Genomic DNA, 17,473 nt, shown 5'->3' with positions numbered 1-17,473 from the left:
TTAGAGTCGTCCTCCTTCCAGATTCAAAGTACATTCCTCATAAAACTGCTTAGCCTCTTTGTAACTAGGATCATCACGACGATTTTGTAACATCGTGATCACATTTGAATAGTTCGACTGGCACATACGCCAGTTCTTTTTCTCTCTGTAACGGGCACCTTGAATCAGATTAAATTTAACCAATTCGTCAAATTTAATCTTGGAAAGGTGATAGTAGCGTTTTGCCAACTCATTCTCTGGATCCAGATTCAATACCACCTGGAAGGATTCCCGCGCACGCGCATACTGCCCCTGTTGGAAATCACGGAAGCCACGAATGAAGTTTTCCTGAGCACGTTTATACTGAACGGAATCATATTTTTCTTTTTTGATATTTCTTAACTCTTCAGTGCGTTTTTCCGCATCAGCCACGTCCTGAATACTGATTGCCGAGTTTCTGAAGGCATTCGGATCTTTTGCAGCACCCTTTTTGGAAGGCGACAGCAAGAACCACGCTGCCAAACCGATCACAGCAACAATTGCATAAAAACGAACCCGCGGATTTGAAAGTCCTCCGCCACCTGCAGCCCCCGCCGCGGGACGCGCCTGACGGTATTGATTTGCCTGAGGTTGGGGTTGTCCCATTGGCATTTGCGGTCGCACTTGACCCATCTGGTTTGGGGCTTGAGCAGCTGGCATTTGCGGCATGCCTTGCGTCGGCATTTGTGGTCTTCCCGCAGCTGGCATATTCGGAATCCCCTGATTCACAACCGGTTTCAAGACTGGGACTGAAGGTATTTCCGGCTCTGCGGCAACAGCTTCCGGAGTAAAGCGAATCTCTGAATCACCCACTTGAATCACCGAACCCTTATGCAGGATTTCGGATTGAATGCTTTCGCCATTCAACATGACGAAGTTCTTTTGACTCAAGTTGACGATCAGGAATTCGTTTCCACGCTGACGAATTTCTGCATGCAAACGACTGATGCGTGGATCATTTGCCAGAACGATATCATTCTCTGGACCACGTCCAATTTTTGCTGAACCACTCGCAAACGACAATCGCAGACCCATGTGCGGGCCTTTGACCACTTCGATATCAAACTTCAATGCGTCCTTCGCTTTAGGAGCTGCTCCCATTAGGAACCTCCCTCTGCCGGCGAGATAGTGATTACGAAGTAATCCACATCCTGAGGCTGTGAAGACATTGCCTGGCAGCTCAACACACAAGGGTGTCCGTTGAACTCCAAATGATCCGTTTGAATAGTTCTAGGATTTTCACGGGTTCTGGCCATCAAATCTGTCAGATTCTGCTGCAAGGCCACGTCCGGAATTGCCTGATACTGCTGACCGATCAGGGCACCAACTTCAGTGCGCGCAATCTGGCTGAAAGACTGACTTCCCGCCATGATGCGACCGTCTTTGGAAATGGCAAGTGATGGAAAGCCAATAAGCTGAACCAGGTTTTCGGCTTCGCCATCCTTATTAACGAAACCACCAATACCACCCGCCTGTGCATCACCCTCACCATGAATATAACGAGTCAACAGACTGTTGATATTGCCAATTAACGCCTGCAAAGGCGGAAAGATAAAATCGACACTGGTATTATCGTTCTTTTCCCTCATCGCAGTATCCAATTGCTGATTCAATACGACCAGCGGGTATTCCACCAATTTGTACATAAAGAAGAACAATATCAAACCCACCAATGTTGCAATAACCAGTGTCTGCATGAACAAGCTGATCGCCCGTCCATCATCAAAGGCCAAACTGCCAATATCATAAAGTACGATTGCATGGGCTTTGACCGATTGCTCGCCCGTACTTGGATCAAACAGGCCGATCGGAAAACTTGCACCAATGGTGGTCGAGTCAACCTCTACCGATTCCGGGCGCATTTCACGACGAGCCTGATGCACGAACGGCAAGTCTGGAGTGGTTCCCGCGCGGGAAGCCGGAGCCAGAATCATTCCATCAGACTGCTGAACTATCAGAACCTGCTTCACACCGTCTTCTGATTCGGCTTGATTAGTCGTTAAAGATGAAAAACTGTTTTGCAGAAGTGCCGCCTGATTAATCGTCGCCAGCGTTCTGGCAATGGAAGCTGCACGACGTTTACTTTCTGTGATGATGCTCGCTCTGGTGATTTGCACCATTGGAATCATCGCTAGCAACGTCGTGACAAAAATAAAGATCACCACAAATCCCAGCAACACCATGCGGAACTCAAGGAAGGTAGGAATTTTGTAAACGCCTGGCAAAGCCACGCGATCCAGATATTCCATGAATCTGTCCCACAGAGCTTTCAAGCCACCCGCATTGTAGGCCGGAGCTGCTTCAGGTACCGCACCATTCGCATCAGCACCCATCATCGGCTGAGGCATGCCCATTGGTTGCGGCATTCCAGCCGGCATTCCCGCTGGCATGTTTTGCGGAATTCCATATCCAGGATGAGCCATCGCCGGAGTCTGGGCCGGGGCTCTTTTTTCAGGAGCCGGAATGATGTCCACAAGAACATCATGAATTCCCAGCTTATCCCCCAGACGCATCAATCCCGTCTGCATGCGCACACCGTTTAAGTATGTTCCATTGCTGGATTTCAAATCCGTGACGACAATCTTATCGCTGTAAACAACGATCTCGCTGTGTTCTTTAGAAACACCCGGGCTGGTGATTTTGATATCACATTGTGGAGACCGACCGACCAGATTTCGGCCCATCTTAAGCTCTAAAATGCCTCCGGCTTGCGGGCCGGACAAAATTCTAAGCGCCCACATTGAGTTGATCTCCCACGTTGATATTCAACTTGCTGCTAACCCCTGAAGCCATCTCGACCACAGAACTTGCACCCCACACTGGAAGCACCAAGCGCCAAGGTTTTACATTTCTGTACACAGCTTTAACCTTCAGGTTCTTATCCACAAACACACAATCAATTGCGAACTTCATAAAAAACGTATGAATGCTGTTGCATCTTAAAATCCACAGCGCCTGATCTTCCGCCAAAGAACTGCGTCCCAATAGACCCACGCCTCGAGTCTGGATAGAGTCTGCGACTTCCAGATTCGGAATCAAAGTGGCTTTGGTTGTGACGTTCTCAAGCTTCTTCATCATTATTTAGGCCCATACATAAATGAAATCGCGACCGGTCCAAAAACCATAATGAACACGGCTGGTAAAATAAATAACATCAAAGGTATCAGAATCGCCTGGGAGGCTCTCGCACCGGCTTTCTCGGCGCGCACGAAGCGCTCCATACGCATTTGCTCTGACTGATCCTTCAGAACCTGCGAAATACTGGCACCGGTTGCTTCCGCATCGATAAGCACGGCTACAAAACTTGTGATCTCGCCCATATCCAGGCGCTCACTCATGTCTTTCAAGGCCTGGGTTTTCGAAGCACCGATCTTGATATCCTTCAACACGATGGAAAATTCATCAGCCAGAACACTTTTCGTACCTTGGGCTTTATCCACGATTTTTTGAATCGCCGAGAAAAAGTCCAGCCCCGCTTCCACCGACAACGCCAACAGGTCGATGAAGAATGGTAGATCCCCGCGCACCGAAAGTTCGCGGCGTTTCTTTTCACCCTGTGCATGAACTTGGGGAAGATAGAATCCCACCAAACCCACACCCACACACATGAACCACGACAATCCCAATTGCAGCGAGAAGTTCATGATCAACAGGAAGATCGGGAACATCACGCCCCACAGGAGCTGCAGTCCGATGAACTCATCTTCGTTAAGCTCCTGGGACAATCCCGAAGTCTTGATGTACTTGCGAACTCGTCGGCGATAGTTCTCGCTGCGAATTCTTAAGGCGTGCTGCAAAGTGAATTGATGAACCAACGGACGCGAAAAGTTAATGATCGGATTTTTTGATTTTGCCGGTTCATCGTTATTCGCCCAAGATAATTGCTGCTTGTCTGCGTTGCTGGCAAAGATGGAATTTACGAATAGGAAGACCGCTACTCCCGCTAGGAGCAGACCCAAAATCAGCATTAACTCTGCGCTTCCCATTTTGGCCTCTTTATGTTCTATTCAGACTCATGAAAACATTGATCCTGGCTTCCGAGTCTCCACGCCGAAAACAACTGCTCAAAGAAGCAGGTTTTTCATTCGACGTAGCATCAGTAAAAGTATCGGAAATTCCTGACAAAAACCTGAATGCCGCGGATCAGATTTTGGACATCGCCAGACGTAAGGCGAGAGCCGCTTTTGCACACCTAAAGTCCAGTAAAGAACAGGAGTTTACTCTCATTTCCGCCGACACTGAGGTGATCGTAGAGGGTGAGCTGCAAGGAAAGCCAGCTGACAAGGACGATGCCTTCAAAATGCTTCGACGTTTGTCCGGTAAATCTCATGATGTGCAAACCGGAGTCTGCATTATCGACTCGGCAACAGGTAAAGAACTGTCTCAAATTGAAACTACAAAAGTTTTTTTCAGGAATCTGACGGACCAGGAAATTTGGACCTACATCGAGACCGGTGAACCCATGGATAAAGCCGGCGCCTATGGCATACAGGGCTTGGGCGGTAATTTCGTCGAAAAAATCGAAGGCCCCTTTGATAATGTCGTGGGTCTGCCTGTGCAATTGGTTAAGAATTTACTAACACAGATTTAAATTTCAATCAGGCTGGAGCCCTTCGCGGCTTCAACGTTCGCAGATCAATCACGTACTTCTGCACCCACTCATCAGTTTGAACTTTATAACCACGAAGCAGTGGCACGATCCGGCTCCACGGTCTAAAACTCCAAAACTTATCTTTCAGTGAGCGCGTCTTGGCGGCCCCGGTGATCGCCATGGAAATCATTCCACTGACGGCCCGGATGAATCCATTGAAGGCCTCACGACTTCTGACCTTGATCAAAAGTTGTAACTGGTCACCATCGTTGAGCTGCTCCCGCAGTTCCACGCGATACTTCCGTGCTTGAGTCACCAGAATTTCTGAAATCCGCTTCCAGTTTTTTGAATTGCGAAATGAATGCTCCCCTACGGCCTGACATGAACTCAGTACTACATGCATCGCATGTTTGGTGCTGATCGGCCTTGCTGTTTTTGCATTGCTATTTTTTAAAAGCGCGCCCCCGAACTGCTTCCTAAGACGCAGCCGAGGGTCGTGAGATTTGTATGTCGCCATTCGGGAGGAGCTATACATGAACCATGTTATAGGAGCACCCCCAGCCCCCGTCAACAAAAAAGTAGCGATGGTATTTATAAACTTAATTTCTGCGAAATAATCCAAGCGCATTGCGCCATTGTTGGAAGTTTTGGGGAATAGTTGTTAGATTTTGGTTATGAGCTTTCAGGACATCCGGGCCGAAGTCGGCGCCGACAAAATTCTTGCTGTTTCCAAACTTCAGCCGGTGGCGAAGATCCGCGATCTATACAACCTAGGTCAGCGTCGCTTCGGAGAGAACTACGTACAGGAAGCTCTGGAAAAACAAGAACAGCTGCAAGATCTTTCCGATATCGAATGGCATCTGATTGGCCACCTTCAAAAGAACAAAGCCAAACACGTCGTCGGGAAGTTTCATTTGATTCACTCCGTCGACTCCCTGGAGCTGGCTCAAACTCTTAACCGCCAATGCGAAAGCAAGAATGTAAACCAAAGAATTCTGATTCAGGTCAATTTGGCAAAAGAGGAAAGCAAGAGCGGCTTTGACAAACAGTCGATTCTGACAAACTGGAAGGAACTCTGCCAACTTCCTCATTTATCCATTGAAGGTTTCATGACCATGCCTCCCCTGACTGAAACCGGAGAAGAAGTCCGTCCTTACTTCAAAGAGCTTCGGGAATTACAGCAAAAGCTTGCCAATTCGACGGAGCTGGCACGCCATCCCCTAAAAACACTTTCCATGGGCACCAGCAATGACTTCAGGGTGGCCATTCAGGAAGGCGCAAACCTGGTTCGACTGGGTACCATACTTTTTGGCGCCAGAAATTAACCGAATTTCCGGTTAAGGGAGTCTGACATAGTGGATGAATTCATTTGGCGAATTCCTTTGCTAAAGGTAGGATGATTCTATGAACCCACTGCTCAAAACTCAAAAAATCGGATTTCTGGGTGCAGGCAATATGGCGCAAGCCATGATCAAAGGCCTTATCGAAGGCGGAATTCCTGCTAAAAATATTTTCGCCTCTAACAGATCAGAAGGAAAATTGGTCAAACTGGTTGAACAGTTTAAAATCAATTCCATCTCGAACAACGAAGAACTCATCGACACTTGCGATATCATTATTCTGGCGGTCAAGCCACAGGATCTACTGATAGCCCTGGAGCCAGTGGGCCGAGCTTTCGATGAACACAAAATCGTGATAAGCGTTGCTGCCGGCATCCGCATGGAAAAGCTGGAGCGTTTCTTAAATGGCGCTCGCATGGCACGCGTGATGCCCAACACTCCTTCAGTGATCGGTCGCGGAGTCATTGGTTACCTGCTGAATGATGACGATGACAACGCTCTTGATAGTACAGTTGAGGATCTATTTACACCACTGGGTCGCGTAATCAAAGTGAGCGACGAAGATCAATTCGAAGCGCTGATGATTTCCTGTTCCAGCGGCACAGGATTTGTCTTCGAAATGATGATGTACTGGCAGGATTGGATTGAAGAACACGGGTTCTCTATTGAAGAAGCTCGCGTAATGACAATTGAAACATTTGTTGGGGCCTCTTTATTAGCCGCTCAAGCCCGCGAAAACGTGGAAGACCTCCAAGCACGTGTCACCTCAAAAAAGGGTGTCACGGCAGCTGGACTTCAGTCCATGCGCGAGCTGGAAATCGAACGCGCGCTTCGCATCAGCTTTGAAAAAGCCGCGATGAGAAACAAAGAAATGGCCCGGGAGATCAAATAATCTTGCCGGGTCCCCATGTGGACTTCTATTCTTAAATTCATAGCGTTCAAGGAGGAACAAAATGAAAATCACACCCATTGATATAGCTCATAAATCATTTGGTAAAAAAATGATGGGTCTCGACACTGATGAGGTTATGGATTTCCTCCAACAGGTCGCTGCTCAAATGGAAGCATTGATCCAGGACAGAAACTCCCTAAAAGAAGCTCTTCGCGAAAAAGAACTATCTTTGATGGAATACAAAGAGCGCGATCAAGTTCTAAAAGAAACAATTGCTACAGCTACTCAAATGGCGGATCGTTTGCGCCAAGACGCTGAACGCGAAGCTAAACTTATTACCGCTGATGCCAATCAAAAGGCGGAAATCATCACTCGTGACTCCCGTGATTCATTGAAAAAAATGTATCAGGAAGTGAACGACTTGAAACGCGCACGCATGCAGTTTGAAGCGAATTTGAAAGCATTGGCACAGGCTCATTTGTCTTTACTTGAGCAAGGTGAAAAGTACATGCCTCAAATGCATCTACAAAACCAAACTTTCTCAAATAACCCAAACAGCGGCACTGGCAACAACACCCGCTCAACAAACATCTCTCCACTTTCTGCAGAGTAAATCAGATTGTGATCGAGGAAACTAAAGGTGGAGTCCGACTCCACCTTTTTATTCAGCCCAAATCCTCAAAGAATCAAATTGTGGGTCCCCACAACGGATTACTGAAAATAAAAATATCCGCCCCGCCTGTTGATGGCGAAGCCAATGCGGAACTGATCGAATATCTTGCAAAGTTCTTCAAAATCGCAAAACGCAATATCACTTTGGTTAAAGGTGACACAGGCCGCACCAAAACCGTTGAAATCAACGGCCTCAGTAAAAGCGATGCCGAAGCTTTAATTTCCGCCGCGCTTTAATTCGATTTCAAACTCTGTTTTATCCAATTGATCTTGAATACTGCTGTTTGATTTTTTCTTCTTTTTTGTCGGACGACCTTTGAACTGACTTTGATCAACCCCATCATCGGTAGCTTCGCGGAACTGGCGCGTATTAGAAGTGCTCATTTCAGTGTCGGTACGATTGTACATGTTTGATTTTGTCGCTGGTGCAACCGGCTGAGCAGAAGTCGGTGGAGAATTATAGAGTGGATAGTTTTCCTGACGATAGCCATCGGCCATATCAAAACTGTAGCGAACAACAGCTCCTGCGTGATATCCCGCCGCAGAGTTTTCGCCCGCAACAGTCGCGCCCCCATTCACCTGCAGTGCCCAGCTGTTGTTCACGATCCAGGTCGCATAAAACAAGGTATCAATTGAAGAAGGATTCACGGAATAAAACTTGTAAGATCCTGCATTCACATTTTGCAGATAAGCATTGCGAATATATTGAGTGTTGGTGTCTTCATCATCAGTGATGGACTGGCTGCCAATCACTTCTCCACCAAACCGGAATGCATTCGCTTTCAACTGCAAACCACCGCCCCAAGGCATTAACGACGAACGACCGTCGGTGCGATAGTCAAATCCCAGCCACCCATAAATTCGCGCGGTGCCGAAATCTTTTTGCGCAGTCATGCGCCCCCACAACTCAAAAACTCCTTCGGAATTTAAAGCGTCATCCCCTGCCGGATCAACCTCCTGCAACGGGATCAAAATTCCAACCTCCGGCACCAGTTGCACAACCCCGTCATAAGCTATGAAATCAAAGCCCCCCATCATATTTGAAAAGCTCGTGTTCGTACGCGTTGCGACGGAATTCTTACTTTGAGCAGAACTAAAAGTTGCAGATCCGAAGACAGACCAGGTTCGGGAAGGCATATAGCGGGTGGCGAAGTCCATATCCAAAAGTTGGTAATGGTTTCCACTGGTTAGACTGGTGCTGCCCTCGCCAAATGTTTCGTAATTGGCTTCAGAATAAAAGAAATTAGTTCCCAGCTCAAAATCCCACTGATCCCGGTGAAACTCCTTGTAGTTATCAAGGGCGTGGCCCACGGATCCCGCCATCAATAAAGTCACTAAGAACGCGCTCAAACACTGAAGATTATTTGCCATTTTCATAAGTTCCTAATAATAACAAGCCCATGACCAGCACAGCAAATAAATCACAGCTCGCAATCATCTTTTTCACTGTTTTCCTTTACCTTGTGGGCTTTGGTGTAGTTATTCCGATTATTCCACTCCTAAGTAAAAACTTTGGCGCAACAGCCCTGCAAACAGGTCTGCTTTTATCGGTCTACTCTTTGATGCAATTCCTTTTTTCTCCGTTCTGGGGAAAATTAAGCGATCGCTGGGGGCGCAGACCGATTCTGTTATTTTGCCTATGCGGCGAAGGACTTTCCTACATCATGTTTGCACTGGCCCGTAATCTGGAATGGCTTTTCGTTGCGCGCCTTCTTGCTGGCTTCTTTGGCGCAAGTCTTTCTACAGCGTCAGCGTACATTTCCGACATCACTCCAAAACACGAGCGCTCCAAGGGCATGGCCTTGATCGGCGCAGCCTTCGGACTAGGCTTCGTTGTGGGCCCGGCGCTGGGCGGCCTGCTTGCAGTATGGGGTCACAGCATCAATCCTGCCCCTCACTTTGACACTTCATTTTCCGCTTACTGGGTTGCCGCACTTTGTTTTGCGAACTTCCTGTTCGGCATCAAGTTCTTAAAAGAATCTTTATCAGAGAAAAGCGAGTCCGCGGCCAAGAAAAAACGCTTCTCTGTTATGTGGCACTATTTAAACATCAAAACCGTGGGTGCCTTGATGACTGTGTTTTTGCTGTCGTCTTTGGCAATGTCCGGGATGGAAGCAACTTTGATTCTGTTCATGGGTGAAAAATTCCAATGGACGATCAAACAAGTCAGCTTCGGTTTCGCTTACATCGGTGTGATAATTATCTTCACGCAAGGCTTTCTGGTTCGTCGAATGCTGCCTAAATACGGCGAACGCCAAGTGCTTCGCGTCGGCCTTGTTTGCTTTGCCATCGGTTTAACTACGATTGCAATTTCAGATACTTTATTTGGAATGGCGATCGCAATGACTTTGCTATCTTTGGGTAATGGTCTGTCCAATCCTTCCATTCTGGGTAGCATCAGCTTACTAACAGACTCCAAGGAGCAAGGGGCCGCCATGGGAGTTACTCAAAGCATGGCCTCATTGGGTCGTATCATCGGACCAGCATTGGGTGGAGCTCTTTATGGAAGCGTGGCGATCACAGCTCCGTTTTGGGTTTCAGGTGGTTTGGCGTTCGTGGCATTATCCATCATCATCATTAATTTCAAATTGATCCCAGATCACGCGCGAGTAGGTTAACTATGGATATTTCACAGCTTGGCTTCTTCCAATTTAACAATCTGATCAAGGGCCGCATTCCAATGATTCTAGTCAATCTGGGTGTTGATTTGAAATCTCAGTACGGACATATCGAGGGCCTGCACTTGGATAATTGTCAAATATCAGGCTCTCCCGAAGAAGTTGCCACGCAGGTTTCCGACAAAAAACTTCCTGCTCATTATCCCATAGTCATCATTGACCAAAATGGGACAAGCTATGCTCCCTTTGTGCAGGTTTTAGAAGCCAAAGGATTTAATAATGTCTATACAGTTAAAGATGGACTTGCCGGAATCGAGAAAGAAAAGAATCAAAACTAAAAACAAAGGGGACCCATGGTCCCCTTTTTATTTTTCAGTATTCGTTATAATTTTGTTAGGGTTTCCACATGACAACCCGCCCTTCAAATCATTTTTCTGCATGCAAAGTACCGACAAACGACAAAGAATAAATATCCGTTGTTGGCCTAGGCGTATGTCTATAGCATGATTTAATCATTCAAGGATAAACGAAGATTAACCAAAACTTTTATAGAAGGACATTTAATGAAAAAGTTTTTAATCGCCGCTTTGGCAACAACGACAGCAGTATCTGCACACGCTGGCACAATTAACTTTGATGCTCGTGCAGACTACGATTCAAAAACATATGATGAATCTAACCTTGCTGATACCAGCCAGTTTTACTTCAAGACAGTTCGTTTGGACTATCAGGGTAAGGCGACTGATGATCTTACTTTCCGTCTTCGTGCTGCCTACAACAAGGCAGGCACTGCAACTACTGGCGCAGGTGACAATTCGCAAACTGCTCTTGAGTTCGCATACTTGACTCATAAAATGGGCGACATGTTCTCTTTGCAAGTTGGTAAATTAGGTTCAGAGTACGGCGCGATCGAGAGCCAAACTTCTGGCGCAGATTTGTATCTGACTTCTCAAGCCTATACAAAGCAAGGCGTTGTGGGTATTGGAGCAACTAATTCCAGCACCCTTGTCGGCGGCTACCTGAGCACAAGTTCACTACTATACGTCATGGGTGCTAAGTTGATCTTCAATATGACGCCTGATCAAAATCTTTCATTGGTTGTTTTCAAAACACCTGATGTTGCTACTTCTGGTGCCGTTGCTCCCGCTGCTACAACTTCAAATGCCATGATGGAAGGTCTGATCTACAAAGGCTTATTCATGGATAAAAATCTTCGTGTGATGGCTTCCTACCACATGGGTACAGGAAACGTGCCTTCCACTGATGACAAGTTCACACTATACTCTGCTGGTATCACTTATAACTTCGGTGGTTATGTATTGGCAGGAGTTGATTACACAAACTCTGCTTATGAAAGAGACGGCGATGGCGCGAAAGACTCCATCTACTCTATCATCGGTAAAGTTGCTTACACAGGTTGGGAGCAATGGGTTCCTCGTCTGGAAGTGATCGCTTCTGAAGAAAAAGTTGAAACGAACGCAACTGCGGCTAACAACGGTACAAACAAATTCATGGGCTACGGCGCTGTTGTTGAGTACAAACCAATCGCAGACACGACTTTCCGCTACCATATCGCTTACAGCAACACGACTGAGAAATTCGACGGCAGAACAACAAATCCTGCTGACGCAAAAGTGGACCAAATCACAGTTGGCGCTCGCTGGAACGCAGACTTCTTGAAATAGTCATACAGGTCACAAAACCGACTTTTATCGAGGGAGGCCCCAAAAGCCTCCCTTCTTTTTACCCAATTTTCGACGCGCCGCAGACCCAGAAGGCGTCAGCCGGTTTTTGGCGTGGCTGGATCTATCCTAAACAGCTTGATTCTGATAGACTCTAACGGTTAAAAACCTTGGGATTTCGTGTCCTTATTTACTTCGGCCCCGGCTAAAGTAAACTTTCTCTTTTGGGGTATCAAATGTCAGAACAATTATCAGATCGCTACAATCCCGCAGATGTAGAAAACAGAACTTATCAATGGTGGGAAAGTTCCGGCTATTTCAAAGCACAGGATCAATCCACCAAACCTCCATTTTCAATTATTTTGCCTCCGCCGAATGTCACAGGCTTCCTGCACATGGGACATGCATTAGATCACACGATTCAGGATATTCTAATCCGTTGGAAAAGAATGAACGGCTTCAACACCATGTGGTTGCCAGGTACAGATCACGCCGGTATCGCCACTCAATCAGTGGTAGAGCGTGAACTGAAAAAAGATGGCGGCGTAACTCGACACGATTTGGGCCGTGAAAAGTTCGTGGAAAAAGTTTGGGACTGGAAACATCAGTACGGCAATCGCATCTACTCGCAAATGCGTCGCCTGGGTGATTCCTGTGACTGGGATCGCGCTGTATTTACATTGGATGAGGGCGTATCAAAAGCGGTTCGCAAAGTTTTCGTTACTCTTCACCAAAAAGGTTTGATCTATCGTGGTCAACGCCTGGTGAATTGGTCAGGTCCTTTGGAAACTGCAATCTCTGACCTGGAAGTTGAACACAAACAGGTTAAGGGCGCACTTTATCACATCAACTATCCTCTTGAAGATGGTTCAGGCTTCCTAACCGTAGCCACTACTCGTCCTGAAACAATGTTGGGTGATACTGCATTGTGTGTTCATCCTGAAGACGAGCGCTACAAGCACTTGATCGGTAAGAACGTGATCGTGCCGTTGATCAACAGAAAGATCAAAATCATCGCTGACACTTACGTGGATAAAGCGTTTGGATCTGGTGTGGTGAAGATCACTCCAGCCCATGATTTCAATGACTATAAAATCGGTAAGTCTCATCACCTTGAATTCATCAACTTGCTGACTAAGAAAGCGGAGATGAACGAAAATGCGGGTCCGTATGCTGGACTTAAAGTTGCTGATGCCCGTAAAAAAGTGATCGAAGACCTTAAAGCACAAAATCTTTTGGTGAAAGAAGAACCACATGTTCACTCTGTGGGTCACTGTTCACGCTCTGGCGCTGTAGTTGAGCCTTTCTTGTCCGAGCAGTGGTTCGTAAAGATGGAACAACTTGCTGTTCCTGCAAAACGCGTGGTTGAAAGCGGCACAATTCGCTTCGAACCAGAATCATGGACAAAGGTTTACCTGCACTGGCTAAACAACATCGAAGACTGGTGTATCTCTCGCCAATTGTGGTGGGGTCACCGTATTCCAGTTTGGTATTGCAATGACTGTAACCATCAAACAGTTTCTGAAACTGACGTCACTGCCTGCGAGAAGTGCGGCAAGCACAACTTGCGCCAGGACGAAGACGTTTTGGATACTTGGTTTTCGTCAGCTCTTTGGCCGTTCTCGACAATGGGTTGGCCGAATGAAACTGAGACATTGAAAACATTCTACCCAACCAGCTACCTGGTAACTGGTCACGATATCATTTTCTTCTGGGTTGCCCGTATGATCATGATGGGTCTGGAATTCAAACGTGATGTTCCGTTCAGAACGGTTTACATCCACGGTTTGGTTCGCGACTCTCAAGGCCGTAAGATGTCCAAGTCTTTGGGTAACTCTATTGATCCGGTAGAGATGATTGAAAAGCATGGTGCCGATGCCCTGCGCTTTACTTTCGCCGCTCACTTGTTCTCGGGCAAAGACATGAAGTTCAGCGAGCAACGTCTTGAAGGCTACCGCAACTTTATGAATAAGATCTGGAATGCGGCTCGTTTCGCAATTTCAAATCTTTCTGATTTCAAGGTGCCAGCTGAAGGTGTTAAAGCCTTGCCTAACAAAGCCCACATCAGCGTGTTCGATAAATGGATCATCGCAAAACTTAACGAAGTGACCAAAGAGGTTGAGGAAGCACTAGAGCAGGAAAGATTCTCTGATGCGGCTACGGCTTTGTATCAGTTCATCTGGAATCAATTCTGTGACTGGTATATTGAATTCACGAAACCAATCATGAACGGAACCAATGCTGAAGAAAAAGCAGCCACTCAATTGGTGATTGCACAGGTTCTGAACCGTATCATGCGTTTGCTTCACCCGTTCACACCATTCATCTCTGAGGAAATTTACCAAAAACTTCCGATCAAAGGCGAAGCTTGTATCGTTGATCAATACCCGACGACTCGTAACGATAAGGACTTCCTGGCATTGGGTTCCACTCAAGCAGCCTTCGAGATCGATATCGTAAAAGAAGTGATCACGGCTATGCGTAATATCCGTGGTGAAAACCGCATCAGCCCGGCGATCAAATTGAACGTGCGTTTGGGTGTTGCGAATGAGCAGGTTAAACAGATCCTGGAAAACAACCGCACAGCTTTGCTGACGATGGGTCGCCTGGAAAACATGGATATCGGTGCCGATGGCAACCTGATGAAATGTGCCGTTGCACCAGTTGTTGTCAAAGATGCCAGCGTGAAAGTAATCATCCCACTTGAAGGTTTGGTTGATTTCGACGAAGAGATCAAGCGTATCAACAAGGCGATTGAGAAGTTCAACAAGGACATCCAGATCCTGTCTGGTAAATTGTCGAATGAAAAATTCGTGGCGAATGCAGATGAAGATGTTATCGCCGCGGATCGCGTGTTGCTTGCCCAATCAAAGGTTCATTTGGAATCTTTGAAAGACGCTTTGACTCGCTTCCAGTAGTTTTAAAATAGAAGAGCTTAGCTAATAAAAAAACCCACATCTTAACAGGATGTGGGTTTTTTATTTGCAAGAGCACCTACCCTAACGCGCTCTTGCTACCAAAAGTGTGTCCGTACCTAATTGCAGGAGCAGGTCATGTTTGCGGAGTCGGTGTCTTTGCAGCGGAAGTATTTTCCTAAATGACTTACCACCACTGAATACGCTTTGCCGTTTTTCTCGACGTAATTAATTTCGTCGCCGTTTTGATAGCTGACCAACAACGCACGGGTCGCACTGATCATCTCGCCACCAGCATGCAGTTTTTGAATCTCTGATTCCGACGGATTGTTTGCAAGCGCTTCGTTCAAACGAATGTCCCGCACTTTACCAGTTTCCAGCACGACATAGTGACGAACAGTTTTCACAGGTTCTGCCTCTGGAGCATTGGAATCAGAACTATAATCGACAAACACACGACGAACTTCGCCGCTTTCTTTGTAGTCGACAGCAGTCCACTTGGTTTGTACTTTCAGAACGGCGCCCATCGCAGGTGCAATGATTTTACCCACATTCTCAAAGTTGAATTCGTCCTGTGCAGACAAAGGTTGGACGGTCATATCCAGACACTCGCCCATGGCTTTGATGTTCTTGTTCAAAGCTTCAAAGCGCTCGGGGCTTTCCATGGAGGTCGGCAAAAAGCCCGACATTCCCGCACCTGCAGCTGCAGGGACATACGGAGGCATATCTTCAGGGAAGTTGCCGACGTGACCAGCTCTTTGCTTTAGAATAAATAGACTGAAGGCCGCAAGGCCCAAAAAGACAACGACAGGGATAATGATTTTTTGCTTTGTATTCATCATCCCTTAACTATCGAATTATACCTGGGCCAGGTCAACGTTCCTATTTGATCAGGCCGATTTCACGCAAACGTTGCATCAGGAAATCCTGGCCTGTAATGTCAGCGTATTTTGCTCCCGCACCTTTGCATGAAGACAAACAGCTCAACATCGCATCTGGATGTGGATGCATGAAGAATGGCATAGAGTAGCGATGTGAATTGGTTCCATCTTGCGGATTGATCACACGATGAGTGGTCGATGGCAAAACGTCATTCGTCAAACGCGCCAACATATCACCGACGTCTACGATCAAAGTATCCGGTTCAGAATCAATATCCAACCAAGTGCCGTCGCGATCTTTCAATTGCAAGCCCGACGCTGTAGCAGCTGGTAAAATAGTGATGAAGTTAATGTCCTCGTGAGCTGCTGCACGAACACAGCGTGGATCAACACCATCCGGAATCGGTGGATAATGCAAAAGACGCAAAATAGAGTTTCCATCTTTCGTCATACGCGCAAAGAAATCTTTGTCCACCTCAAGAGGCATCGTCAAAGCCTCCAACATCACGTCACCCGCAACTTCGAGTGCCGCAAACAGTTTCAAGAAATGGTCTTTGAATCCCGGAATGTGCGCGTCTGGCCAGATGTTATCAGGATAAATGGATTTCAAAGCATTCACAGGAGCAAGCTCGCGGCCCACATGCCAGAATTCCTTCAAATCCATCACTGGAGAGTCTTTGGCGTGCTCTTTACCAAATGGAGTGTAACCGCGCTGAAAACCCGCAGTCGGAGAGATGTAAGATTTTTTAACTTCTTCTGGAAGAGCATAGAATTTTTGAAGCAGATCATAAGCTTTGTGAAGATCATCGGCATTTACATTGTGATCTTTTAGGATGATGAAGCCGTATTCTTTAAGGCCGGTGAAAAGTTGATCGATGAAGCGGGCTTTGTCAGATCCAGAACCTTGCGTGTAACTTGCCAGACTCAGTGTTGGAACTTTGCGAAGAGTGTTGTTCTCTGCGTGTGAGCTGCTTTCGATCGTTCTCATTTTCATCCCCTTTAAATGGTTTATTCCTCGGTCAGGCCGAAACAGAAATCTTTGAACTTGGATGGACAATACCAAGTTGCTTATTCCGAAGGCAACAGCAACTAATTATGCGTAAAAAGAATATCGAGAACTCTGACCAGAGTGGCGCTTTCAAATTCGAAATGAATATCCCCGTCAAACAGGCGAACTGCATGTTTATTTCTATAGGGAGCTGCTCCTTCGCCTTCATAGCCACGATAAACGACAGGACGAGGATCCAAACGCAAAGTATCCTCGATAACTTCTTTCAATTTTTTGTCAGGATTTCGTTGCTGCCACTGCTCAAGCAGCTTTGACGCATGCTCAGAGAACTCCACCTGGATTGGATCTTTCGAAACCTCAGAAGTCCACCCGGTCTTGGCGTTGGGGATTGATTCGATTTCTGGCAAATACGGTTTGATATCCAAAATGGGAGTGCCATCCACCAGATCAGCACCTGAAACAATGATTCCGTCTTTTTCAACTTTTACCAATTCTACCAATGACAATCCGATAGGATTAGGGCGATGCGGAGTTCGCGTTGCGAAAAGTCCGATGCTTTTTCCACCCATGCGCGGAGGATGAACCTTGGCGTGATAGCGAGCGACTTTATTTTGATGAAAGACCCATACCAACCAGACATGACTGAAGCCTTCCAGCCCTTGAAGTGCTTCTTCGGGCTGCAAATCCGCGCGGATCTTCAGTTTCGCCCATGCGCTCTTCACCAATCCAGGCTGGCGCGGAGTGCCAAACTTATCCTTAAAGCAACTTTCAATAAATCCAATTGGTTCCATGGCTACGGGGTACCTTTGGGAGGTTTGCCGCGTCAAGCAAAAAGGCCGATCTTTGGGACCGGCC

General features: G+C 46.8%; 18 protein-coding genes. 9 read left to right on the top strand and 9 right to left on the bottom strand.

From position 1 onward, the window contains the following. From ACLVWU_RS02015 to ACLVWU_RS02000, 4 genes are read right to left on the bottom strand one after another with little or no spacing between them, the layout of a single operon-like run. Entirely contained in the window at positions 1 to 1,119 is a 1,119-nt protein-coding gene (locus tag ACLVWU_RS02015) for an FHA domain-containing protein (RefSeq protein ID WP_413576828.1), read from the bottom strand. After that, complete coding sequence (locus ACLVWU_RS02010) at positions 1,119 to 2,759, bottom strand: FHA domain-containing protein (protein ID WP_413576825.1); 1,641 nt, start codon at positions 2,757 to 2,759, stop codon at positions 1,119 to 1,121. Before ACLVWU_RS02010 ends, ACLVWU_RS02015 begins: the two co-directional genes overlap by 1 nt. Continuing rightward, entirely contained in the window at positions 2,746 to 3,096 is a 351-nt protein-coding gene (locus ACLVWU_RS02005) for a DUF192 domain-containing protein (protein WP_413576822.1), read from the bottom strand. The genes ACLVWU_RS02010 and ACLVWU_RS02005 overlap by 14 nt, the downstream gene beginning before the upstream one ends. Then, the gene (locus ACLVWU_RS02000; RefSeq protein WP_413576820.1) at positions 3,096 to 4,004 is read right to left on the bottom strand and encodes a type II secretion system F family protein; all 909 of its coding nucleotides are present in this window, start codon (positions 4,002 to 4,004) and stop codon (positions 3,096 to 3,098) included. Before ACLVWU_RS02000 ends, ACLVWU_RS02005 begins: the two co-directional genes overlap by 1 nt. Before the next feature lie 29 nt (positions 4,005 to 4,033). Between ACLVWU_RS02000 and ACLVWU_RS01995 the strand changes: the two genes are divergently transcribed. After that, positions 4,034 to 4,609, top strand: coding sequence for a Maf family protein (locus tag ACLVWU_RS01995; RefSeq protein ID WP_413576817.1), 576 nt, complete (start codon positions 4,034 to 4,036; stop codon positions 4,607 to 4,609). Between the two features lie 7 nt (positions 4,610 to 4,616). Here ACLVWU_RS01995 and ACLVWU_RS01990 read toward each other — a convergent pair whose 3' ends face one another. Continuing rightward, entirely contained in the window at positions 4,617 to 4,925 is a 309-nt protein-coding gene (locus ACLVWU_RS01990) for a hypothetical protein (RefSeq protein WP_413576815.1), read from the bottom strand. A 358-nt stretch (positions 4,926 to 5,283) separates the two neighbouring features. Here ACLVWU_RS01990 and ACLVWU_RS01985 point away from each other — a divergent pair, with 358 nt between their 5' ends. From ACLVWU_RS01985 to ACLVWU_RS01970, 4 genes are all read left to right on the top strand, one after another. After that, on the top strand, positions 5,284 to 5,934 hold the full coding sequence (locus ACLVWU_RS01985; protein WP_413576813.1) for a YggS family pyridoxal phosphate-dependent enzyme: 651 nt from the start codon (positions 5,284 to 5,286) through the stop codon (positions 5,932 to 5,934). Positions 5,935 to 6,013: 79 nt separating this feature from the next. Then, positions 6,014 to 6,841: a pyrroline-5-carboxylate reductase family protein gene (locus ACLVWU_RS01980; RefSeq protein WP_413576811.1), complete on the top strand. Its 828-nt coding sequence runs from the start codon at positions 6,014 to 6,016 to the stop codon at positions 6,839 to 6,841. 61 nt (positions 6,842 to 6,902) lie between these two features. Then, complete coding sequence (locus ACLVWU_RS01975; RefSeq protein ID WP_413576810.1) at positions 6,903 to 7,454, top strand: DivIVA domain-containing protein; 552 nt, start codon at positions 6,903 to 6,905, stop codon at positions 7,452 to 7,454. Between the two features lie 8 nt (positions 7,455 to 7,462). After that, positions 7,463 to 7,750, top strand: a complete 288-nt coding sequence (locus ACLVWU_RS01970) for a DUF167 domain-containing protein (protein ID WP_413576808.1) — start codon at positions 7,463 to 7,465, stop codon at positions 7,748 to 7,750. On the opposite strand, the gene ACLVWU_RS01965 is transcribed toward ACLVWU_RS01970, so the two are convergent. Further along, positions 7,730 to 8,884 (bottom strand): hypothetical protein, encoded by a 1,155-nt coding sequence (locus tag ACLVWU_RS01965; RefSeq protein ID WP_413576807.1) that lies wholly within the window; start codon positions 8,882 to 8,884, stop codon positions 7,730 to 7,732. The two genes, ACLVWU_RS01970 and ACLVWU_RS01965, sit on opposite strands and share 21 nt — an antisense overlap. Positions 8,885 to 8,913: 29 nt before the next feature. Between ACLVWU_RS01965 and ACLVWU_RS01960 the strand changes: the two genes are divergently transcribed. The 4 genes from ACLVWU_RS01960 to ACLVWU_RS01945 all read left to right on the top strand — a co-directional run bounded on the left by ACLVWU_RS01960 (position 8,914) and on the right by ACLVWU_RS01945 (position 14,731). Further along, positions 8,914 to 10,131, top strand: a complete 1,218-nt coding sequence (locus ACLVWU_RS01960; RefSeq protein WP_413576805.1) for an MFS transporter — start codon at positions 8,914 to 8,916, stop codon at positions 10,129 to 10,131. Between the two features lie 2 nt (positions 10,132 to 10,133). Beyond that, the gene (locus ACLVWU_RS01955; protein WP_413576803.1) at positions 10,134 to 10,469 is read left to right on the top strand and encodes a hypothetical protein; all 336 of its coding nucleotides are present in this window, start codon (positions 10,134 to 10,136) and stop codon (positions 10,467 to 10,469) included. A gap of 225 nt (positions 10,470 to 10,694) precedes the next feature. Further along, complete coding sequence (locus tag ACLVWU_RS01950) at positions 10,695 to 11,816, top strand: porin (RefSeq protein ID WP_413576802.1); 1,122 nt, start codon at positions 10,695 to 10,697, stop codon at positions 11,814 to 11,816. Positions 11,817 to 12,049: 233 nt separating this feature from the next. Continuing rightward, positions 12,050 to 14,731 (top strand): valine--tRNA ligase, encoded by a 2,682-nt coding sequence (locus ACLVWU_RS01945; protein WP_413576800.1) that lies wholly within the window; start codon positions 12,050 to 12,052, stop codon positions 14,729 to 14,731. Positions 14,732 to 14,847: 116 nt separating this feature from the next. Here the strand turns inward: ACLVWU_RS01945 and ACLVWU_RS01940 are convergent, their stop codons facing one another. From ACLVWU_RS01940 to tsaA, 3 genes are all read right to left on the bottom strand, one after another. Further along, entirely contained in the window at positions 14,848 to 15,570 is a 723-nt protein-coding gene (locus ACLVWU_RS01940; protein ID WP_413576798.1) for a hypothetical protein, read from the bottom strand. A gap of 40 nt (positions 15,571 to 15,610) precedes the next feature. After that, the gene (locus ACLVWU_RS01935) at positions 15,611 to 16,597 is read right to left on the bottom strand and encodes an isopenicillin N synthase family dioxygenase (RefSeq protein WP_413576796.1); all 987 of its coding nucleotides are present in this window, start codon (positions 16,595 to 16,597) and stop codon (positions 15,611 to 15,613) included. 101 nt (positions 16,598 to 16,698) lie between these two features. Continuing rightward, the gene (gene tsaA / locus ACLVWU_RS01930) at positions 16,699 to 17,409 is read right to left on the bottom strand and encodes a tRNA (N6-threonylcarbamoyladenosine(37)-N6)-methyltransferase TrmO (protein ID WP_413576794.1); all 711 of its coding nucleotides are present in this window, start codon (positions 17,407 to 17,409) and stop codon (positions 16,699 to 16,701) included. Between the last annotated feature and the right edge of the window lie 64 nt (positions 17,410 to 17,473).

Source organism: Bdellovibrio sp. HCB290 (genome assembly GCF_047305925.1).
In the GTDB taxonomy this organism is placed as follows: domain Bacteria; phylum Bdellovibrionota; class Bdellovibrionia; order Bdellovibrionales; family Bdellovibrionaceae; genus Bdellovibrio.
Note: the sequence above shows the minus strand (reverse complement) of the source record. Positions and strands in the feature narration are given on the sequence as shown.